Raw genomic sequence first — 7,615 nt, forward strand, 5'->3', positions numbered from 1 at the left:
CTCAGCCCGAAGAAGCAGGCGAACGAAGCTCCACTCGCTGGGTTCGTACCAGCCGCGGATAGCGGCCGGACCGCCCCGCCACTCCCATGGCTGCTACTCGGTCGGCAACGACACCCTGTGGGGCGTCAACAGACGCCGCAAGGGCAGCGGCCCGACTTGGGCCGCGCTCAAGAGCATCCGTGCGGCCCGCCCGGACGGCGCCCCGGTCTATGTGATCCTGGACAATCTCTCCGCCCACAAGAACGGGCGTATGCGCCGCTGGGCGACGAGGAACAAGGTCGAGCTGTGCTTCACCCCGACGAACGCGTCCTGGGCCAACCCGATCGAGGCACACTTCGGGCCGCTTCGGCAATTCACTCTCGCTAACCCCCACCACCCCAACCACACCGTCCAGACCCGCCAGTTGCACCGCTATCTGCGCTGGCGCAACCAGAACCCCCGCTACCCCGACGTCCTGGCGGCACAGCGTCGCGAACGCGCCCGTATCCGCAGCGAGAAGGGCATTCGCTGGGGCGGACGCCCCCTCGCCGCCGCAGCCTGACCAAGTGAGGGATCCCGCCGTGCCCGGATGTGGAGATCAGACAGCGGCCAGGCTCTTCGCCATGACCCGCTCCCTGCCAACGCCATCGGGCAGAAGATCGCCAGGCTCACCCGTGTCCGTGAAACCGTGCCGCTCATAGAGCGCGGTCGCCTTGCGGTTGTCTGGCATGACGGACAACCGCAGCGTCGTGGCACCGCGCTCCGCCCCCCCCCACCGCTCGACCGTCTGGATCAGGTAGTCACCCACGCCCGTGCCCCGAGCCGTGGGGTTGACCCACATCGAGATCAACTCCACGTTCTCTGCTCCCTCGCCCGGCACTCCGCTGGCCATGCCCACCGGAAGGCCGTCGAGGAGCGCGACGAGATCGTGCGCGCCAGGAATCGACAGACGGGCACGCCAGCGTTCCTCTCGGTCGCCGGAGCCCTGCCACTGGGCCAGCGTTGATCCGAACGCGTAGGGCGCCTCAGCAAGCGCGGTCAGTCGCAACTCCCGCCAAAGGGGCCAGTCGTCTGATTCCAAAGTGCGTAGTTCAAGCATGATCCAGACCCTGCCCGCCCGCCGGGGCGGACAGCAAGTTGATTACAACCATGCAAACGAGGTCGTTCAGCCCTGCGACCAGCGGTGACCCTCGCACCCGCAGACCACGAGACCTCGGTGAACCTATCCGGTCACGGCACCAGGGGCTGGAAGCGATGGCGTTGCGGTCCTGCTGGTACTAGCGCAACTACCAACCTGGGCACGACGGCAGGGGCGCGCGAGCCGATGCCGAGGTGCTGCTGAACACAGCCGGACGGCAGCTCCCGGCAGGCCTGTGCGGCGTCAAGAAAGACGTGCTGGCGCGGGCGTTGCCGTCCTGGGCGCGGGAGGACGCCAAGCTGCCCGCCGAAGAAGACGGAGTGCCGGCTGCAGCGTGGCGGATCGGCGGCGCGGTCGCCGGGCCGGTGGCATTCCGCTGCCGGCGCCGCTCGGCGTACGCGGACGGTCGTGCGGGTGGTGCAGTACGCGCCGCTCTTGTCCCGGGTGTGTGTCCGACACGAGCGGTGGCTCCTGGACGCGAACGCCGACCAGCCCCACGAGCATCTGGACGTGCGGCACCTGCCGGAGACATCGAGTCCCGCCGCCCTCAAGCTGCTGGAGATCGAGATCGAGGCCACCGAGGCCCGCCGCCTCGCGGCCCGGGAACGGTTCGCCTGCCTGCCCGAGCCCTGGACGCTCTCCGATTTCGACTTCTCCGCCCAGCCCGGGGTCGAGGAGAAGCTGATCCGGGACCTGGCCACCCTCCGGTTCCTGGACGACGCCTCGAACGTGTTGTTCGTCGGCCCGCCCGGGGTCGGCAAGACCATGCGTCGGTCGCGCTCGGCCGGGCCGCGGTCGACGCCGGCCACCGGGTCTACTTCACCACCGCGGCAGAGCTGGCGGCCAAGTGCCACAAGGACGCACTCGAAGGACGGTGGAAGACCTGCATGCGCTTCTTTGCAGGTCCCAGGCTTTTGATCATTGACGAGCTCGGCTACCTGCCGCTGCCCGAGGACGGCGCCTCCGCGCTGTTCCAGGTGATCAACCAGAGGTATCTGAAGTCGAGCACGATCTTGAGCACCAATGTCGGTATCGCGGACTGGGCCTCGGCCTTCGGCGACGCGACCGTCGCCGCGGCCATGCTTGACCGCCTCCTGCACCGGGCCACCGTGGTCGGCATCGACGGTCCGTCCTACCGGCTCCGCACCACCAGAACCACGCCGAGACGCTTCGCCAGGGAGTGAATGCCCGTGTCTCTTGAACCTACCCGATCCGCAGGCGAGTTGGACCGCACCTGCCCCGAGTGTCAGGCCGGGTTCACGGTCGACTCCGTGACGAGCCGACGCAAGTACTGCTCGCCGACCTGCCGCGAGAAGGCCCGCTCGCACCTGCCCACCCAACGGACCTGCCCCCAGTGCCAGCAGGAGTTCACCACCACCCTCAGCCCGAAGCGCATGTTCTGCTCGCCCGAGTGCCGCACCGCCTCCCGCGAAGCCCGCACGGAGACCCGCACCTGCCCCGTCTGCGAGAACCCCTTCCAGGCCAGGCGCACGGTCCGCACCCGCTACTGCTCGGCCGTCTGCCGACGCGAAGCCGAGCACCGCCGCGACCAGGCCCTCGACGAGGAACGGGCCCGCCGCCTCGGCCAGGCCCCACCACCGGCACTGCGAGCCCGGATCGAACTTCCTCCGCCACCGGTCCGCCCCACCTCGCGCCAGCCCGCGGCCGTCCGTGATCCGCTGGAGCCGACCGCGACCCGCAACTGCCCGCGCTGCCAGCAGCCCGTCACGATCGTCGCCCTGCTGGCCACTCCGGAAGCCGCCCGGCCGACGATGCCACACCACCACACCGACATCGTCCCGATCCGACGCAGCCAGTGACCGGCCCGTGGTCCGCTCACCCTGCCGGGCGGGCCACCAAGCTGACGCTCACAGCGTCAGCTTCTCCCACGTCACCCCAGCCGGGCGAGTCGCCGGATCCCGCGTGAAGTCCACGAACACGGACACCACCTGTTCACGATCATGGAGCACGCAGCGGTAGTGCCGCTCGGACGAGCCGTCACGAAACTCGACCGCATAGCCGCCCGCAGCCGCCCCCGCCCGAGCACCGGTCCCGACCTGGACATACCATCCTGACGGGTCTTCGAGAATCACGAACCAGTTCTCGGCCGACAACCGTCGCACGGCCCGCTCGACGGTCTCCAGGTCAGGGTCGCTGACCGGCAGGCCGACACACGACTGCAGTTCCAACGCGCCCGCAGCCCGCAGTGCGGGCGGGACATACACGACGCCAGCCTGCGGATCGAAGCAGACCAACCCGTGCTGACCAGCAAGTTCGATGACACGGGGCGCTACCTTCGCCGCGCGGCCCCATTGCATCGGCATCAGTACATGGCCGTCTCCGACATCCAGGCCAGCCGACCACGGCGACAACTCGTCCGTCGCATCCTCGGCCTCGGGGAACTCGGCGACCAATGCCGCATAGAACCCGGGCACCGCCGCAGCCGGCCTGACTGCCGCAGACTCGCCCGCGCACAGACGCCGGTGCGTCTCCGAGGCGGCGGCACGCGAGGGGCGAACCTCCTCGGACCACACCCCAAGATCAAAGCTCACGACGTCTCCCTGCAAAGAGCACCAGCTTCAGACGAGCGGCGATCCTATGTGACCGCCCTGACAATCGGCTCTCCGGCGTGGACGTGGGCAGCGGGGACCGGCCGACGCTGGGCGTGCTGACGCAGTACTGGATGGCCACCACCGAGCAGATGCACCGGGTGAGCGCCCCTTCCGTGCGCATCGAGCAGACCCGGCGACGGCTGGCCCGGCTACGCGAGGAGGGGCTGGTCGACCGCATCACCCTGCCGCAGGCGGGACGGACCCGGGTGTGGTTCCCCACCCCGTACGGCGTGCAACTCGCCTCCGAATGGCCCGAGCTGCGCGGGCACTGGCCCTCCAGGACCGTCTCCGATCCCACCGCCGCACGGCTGAAGGCTGGCCACACGCTGACCGTGACCACGTCCGCGCTCGCCATCCTCGAGGACGCCCGCCGCCGCGGCGATGTGTGCCAACCGCTGGACTGGATCCCCGAGGTCCACCACCCGATCGGGAGCGGCGAGGCCGTGATCCCCGACGCCCTCCTGTACTACCGGCGCGGCCCCGCCGACGGCACGGGCGGGTCGATGCTGCGGGCATTCCTCGAAGTCGACCGGGCCACCATGGGCCCCGAACGCCTCGCCACCAAGCTGACCGCGTACGAACGCGTCCACCGCTACGTGCCCGTGGCGCCGGGGCGCCGGACGACCCTCCGGGAACGGGTGCTGGAGGAGTGGCGCAGCGCTACTCTCTCTTCCCTCGGGGCGGCCGCCTTCATGTGCCTGGGCCCGTGCGGGGTGAGGGCGCCGAGGCCCGGACGTCTGCAAGGACCGCCTTGCGTCGGGGTGGCCAGCACATCTCCGCAGATGGGAGTCCTACCTCAGACGTTCCACTTCAACGTGTGATCACTCCACGTCGCCGCATGCGAGGTGACTTCGCAGGCATGCGAGTGGGAAGGGATCGGCTCCTCGGGGGGGTCGGCCCCTTTGTCGTGACCGTGTTGGAGGGGCCTGCTCTAGTCGGCGGACGGTTCGAGCATCGGCTCGAAGGCGGACTCCTCGTCGTCGGGAACGTGGGGGAGGAATCCGTCGCGGACGGTGCGGGCGGCCGTGGTGAGCAGGCGGTCCAGGACTTCGCGGTCGGTGGCCGGGGGAAGCCGCAGTGCGGCGAGGAGGCGGTCGCGGACGGCGGGGTGGTCCGGGTGGTCGTCAAGGTAGTCGGAGTTGAGGGCCGGGGGCCGGAAGCCGGCCAGGGCGTCGTGCCAGGACGGCAGGACGACGGCGAGGGTCAGGGCCTCGGCGAGAGACTCGGCGATGAGGGAGGCCTGACCCTCGGAGTCGGTGTAGAGGACGGGGCGAGGGCCGTCGGGGAGGGCCGGGCCGCAGAGGTAGTGGGTGCCGCCCGCGTTGCAGCCAGCGATGGGCTCCACCGGGAGAGCGTTGGGCAGGGCAATCGATTCGATCGGGTTGGTGCGGGCAAGGTCGAACTCGCCGTCGCAGGAGAGGTAGGAGGCGACCTCGGGGTGCGCGGCGATCCTTCGGAGCAGTGCATTGTCCGAGAGTGCGGCCGGGTTGAGGGCCACGGCGACCGCGGGGGTGAGAGGGTGTCCGGCGAGGACGTGGCGGATGGCGTCGAGGGAGACGGGGCGTTCGTAGTAGTCCTCGAACCGTGCCTGGACGGCCTCGGGGGAGCGGTCCGTGAGGAGGTGGAAGAGGAAGCCGGAGCCGTCTGGGTCTTCGCTGCCCTCGGGAAAGGCGAGGGCCGAGCCGGTGCGCCAGACGGTGTCGCCGGTCGCCTGCCACAGGCAGGCGGTGACCCGAGGGGCGTCGATGCCCTCGTCGTGGAAGGCGGGCTCGTCCAGGAGCGGGCGCAGCGCAGCGGGCACGTCGTCGATGACACCGGGCCAGACCTGCTCGTCGGCCGTGCCGTACGGACTCATTTCCGACTCGTGGTCGAAGCCGCGTATGAGCACGCCGGCCGGAGTGAAAAGGACGGCGAAGTCGTCTCCAGAGCCGTTCTCCATCAGGGCCGCCTCGACACCGGGGCTCCAGGTGGCGTCGAAGGTGTACTGGCACAACCGCGGATCGTCGCCGATCGCCATGTCCAGGGCAGCCAGTGCACGCAGATGGGAACGGAGTCGGGCGGGGTCGGGCAGGAGGGCAGCGTTCTCGCGCACAGTGCTCATGGCGCCATGGAAGCAGCCGCCACTGACAATGCAGGACGGACGCTCGGACAGGGGCAGGGGCACCGCGAAGTCGCGCCGACGCCGTTCCTCTACCGGCGGTAGAGGAACGGCGGTAGAGTCGGGGTATGGCAGCAGATGAGACGAGCATCAAGGTGAGCGCGGCAGCGCGGGACCGGCTGGCCCAGCTCGCGGCCGAGCACGGCACCACCATCCGGGCCCTGGTCGAGGACCTCGCGCAGGGCACCCCGACCCGGGCCGAGTACGCCGAGCGCGCCGACCTGGCCCGCGCCGAGCTCGCCTCCGCGCTGGGCAGCGCGCCCAGCCCGGAAGCCGAGGCGAAGGCGAAGGCCCTGCTGGAACGCCTGGGCGCCACGTCGCACAGCCCGCAGGCGGCCGCGTAGTGGCGGCGATCGCGGTCGTCCTGGACCACACGACCGCCACGGCGCTGTATGACCCGAAGGATCCGTTCAACGAGGCGGTCGCCGCGTTCTACGTCCAGGCCTCCGGCGGGCTCGGGGATCTGTATGCGCCAGTGCTGTCGCTGACGGCCGGCGACGCCGAGCGGCCGGGGCTGCTCGGCTACATCAAGGGGCTGCGGTTCATCCGCATCGAGGCGTTCGACACCGACGCCGCGGTCACCGCCACCGAACTGCTGCGCTTCAGGCACTCCTGGGCCGCCGTCCACGCCATCCACGCCGCCCGCCCCTCCCCCGTCCATCCCACCGGACGGTTCCTGCTCACCTTGACTCCGAAGGCGTATGCGGGCACCGGCGTCCAGGCCGTCCACCCCGGCCAGTAGCCGTGCCCGGCGGCAGAAGACGGGCACACGGCCGCGCCGACACCGCCGGCACGATCGTCGCTTTGCCGCGGGCCTACCCCACCGCTATCTGCCCCAGCAAGGCCCGGCGCTGCCTCGCCGGGAGCAGCACCGCTCGCACAGGACGGTTGCGTTGTCTGTTCTCGGCATGCACATCAACATCACCGCCCGCCGCCCCAAGCCCGGGACGGGCATCACGGTGTCGCGTGGGGAGTGCGGTGGAGGAGTCAGCAAACGCCGCTTCGACGTCAACCTGGCCGCCACACCGCCGACCTTCGTCGCCAAACCCGCAGTTGATGACTTCACGGGGCAGGTCACCTCCCCCACAGTGGACTTCCCCTACAAAATCTCGCTCACCGATCCAGAAGTCTTCGAACTCGATGTCACCAAGGCCTGCGCCGGCGACTGCACCTTCACCGTGGTGCTCGACTGGGTGGCCGACGGCAAGAAGGGAACCAGCGTGCTGGACAACCACGGCCACAGTTTCCGCAGCATCAACGCCTCTTCCCGTCCCCGCTACCGACTCGATCCCGGCCTCGACGGCATGAAACTACAACCCCTAAGCTTGACTCTGAAGCTCCTATAGATCGTCAAGTGGCTGGAGATGCCGACGGTCCGCTCCTGAAGGCGCTGGTGAGGTGGCGGTAGACCTCGCGCGCGACGAAGCGCTTGAGGCATCTGAGGATGTCCCTCGTCTTGAGCCCTTCGAGGGGGGCCCTCCACCTTGATCGTGGACACCTCGACACTGGATCTTGAGTCCAGGGAGAGGAGTCCCAGGTGGGGACCTACAAGTACTCGGCGGAGTTCCGGGCCGATGCGGTGGCGTTGGCCCGTTCATCGGGCCGGCCCGTCTCGCGCGTTGCCGCCGAGCTGGGTGTGAACCACGAGACGCTGCGGCAGTGGATCAAGACGGCGGAGAAGGCCGAGCGGCCCGAGGCGGTTGCGGCGTCGGCGAAGGACGCGGAGAT

10 protein-coding genes and 1 pseudogene are annotated in these 7,615 nt (G+C 69.7%); 8 read left to right on the forward strand and 3 right to left on the reverse strand.

All coding sequences use genetic code 11. The features are described from left to right. Positions 1-541 (forward strand): transposase (locus tag IEZ19_RS48625; RefSeq protein WP_229841709.1); only part of this gene is annotated, 541 nt, incomplete at its 5' end. 36 nt (positions 542-577) lie between these two features. Here IEZ19_RS48625 and IEZ19_RS48630 read toward each other — a convergent pair. Continuing rightward, entirely contained in the window at positions 578-1,078 is a 501-nt protein-coding gene (locus IEZ19_RS48630) for a GNAT family N-acetyltransferase (RefSeq protein WP_189317776.1), read from the reverse strand. A 549-nt stretch (positions 1,079-1,627) separates the two neighbouring features. Between IEZ19_RS48630 and istB the strand changes: the two are divergent. Next, positions 1,628-2,301, forward strand: a pseudogene (istB, locus tag IEZ19_RS48635) (IS21-like element helper ATPase IstB). Between the two features lie 87 nt (positions 2,302-2,388). Then, entirely contained in the window at positions 2,389-2,937 is a 549-nt protein-coding gene (locus IEZ19_RS48640; RefSeq protein ID WP_189317777.1) for a hypothetical protein, read from the forward strand. Positions 2,938-2,985: 48 nt separating this feature from the next. Here IEZ19_RS48640 and IEZ19_RS48645 read toward each other — a convergent pair whose 3' ends face one another. Continuing rightward, entirely contained in the window at positions 2,986-3,669 is a 684-nt protein-coding gene (locus IEZ19_RS48645) for a hypothetical protein (protein ID WP_189317778.1), read from the reverse strand. A 77-nt stretch (positions 3,670-3,746) separates the two neighbouring features. Between IEZ19_RS48645 and IEZ19_RS48650 the strand changes: the two genes are divergently transcribed. After that, positions 3,747-4,550, forward strand: a complete 804-nt coding sequence (locus IEZ19_RS48650) for a replication-relaxation family protein (RefSeq protein WP_229841710.1) — start codon at positions 3,747-3,749, stop codon at positions 4,548-4,550. 110 nt (positions 4,551-4,660) lie between these two features. On the opposite strand, the gene IEZ19_RS48655 is transcribed toward IEZ19_RS48650, so the two are convergent. Next, positions 4,661-5,830 (reverse strand): hypothetical protein, encoded by a 1,170-nt coding sequence (locus IEZ19_RS48655; protein WP_189317779.1) that lies wholly within the window; start codon positions 5,828-5,830, stop codon positions 4,661-4,663. A 125-nt stretch (positions 5,831-5,955) separates the two neighbouring features. Between IEZ19_RS48655 and IEZ19_RS48660 the strand changes: the two genes are divergently transcribed. From IEZ19_RS48660 to IEZ19_RS48675, 4 genes are all read left to right on the forward strand, one after another. Further along, a complete protein-coding gene (locus IEZ19_RS48660) occupies positions 5,956-6,231 on the forward strand; it encodes a hypothetical protein (protein WP_189317780.1) in 276 nt (91 codons plus the stop codon). Beyond that, a complete protein-coding gene (locus tag IEZ19_RS48665) occupies positions 6,231-6,629 on the forward strand; it encodes a PIN domain-containing protein (protein WP_189317781.1) in 399 nt (132 codons plus the stop codon). Before IEZ19_RS48660 ends, IEZ19_RS48665 begins: the two co-directional genes overlap by 1 nt. A gap of 166 nt (positions 6,630-6,795) precedes the next feature. After that, positions 6,796-7,233, forward strand: coding sequence for a hypothetical protein (locus IEZ19_RS48670; RefSeq protein ID WP_189317782.1), 438 nt, complete (start codon positions 6,796-6,798; stop codon positions 7,231-7,233). A 191-nt stretch (positions 7,234-7,424) separates the two neighbouring features. After that, positions 7,425-7,615: transposase (locus tag IEZ19_RS48675; RefSeq protein WP_189317783.1), on the forward strand; the 191-nt coding region annotated here is incomplete at its 3' end.

It is taken from the genome of Streptomyces brasiliensis (assembly GCF_014647875.1).
GTDB lineage: Bacteria > Actinomycetota > Actinomycetes > Streptomycetales > Streptomycetaceae > Streptomyces > Streptomyces brasiliensis.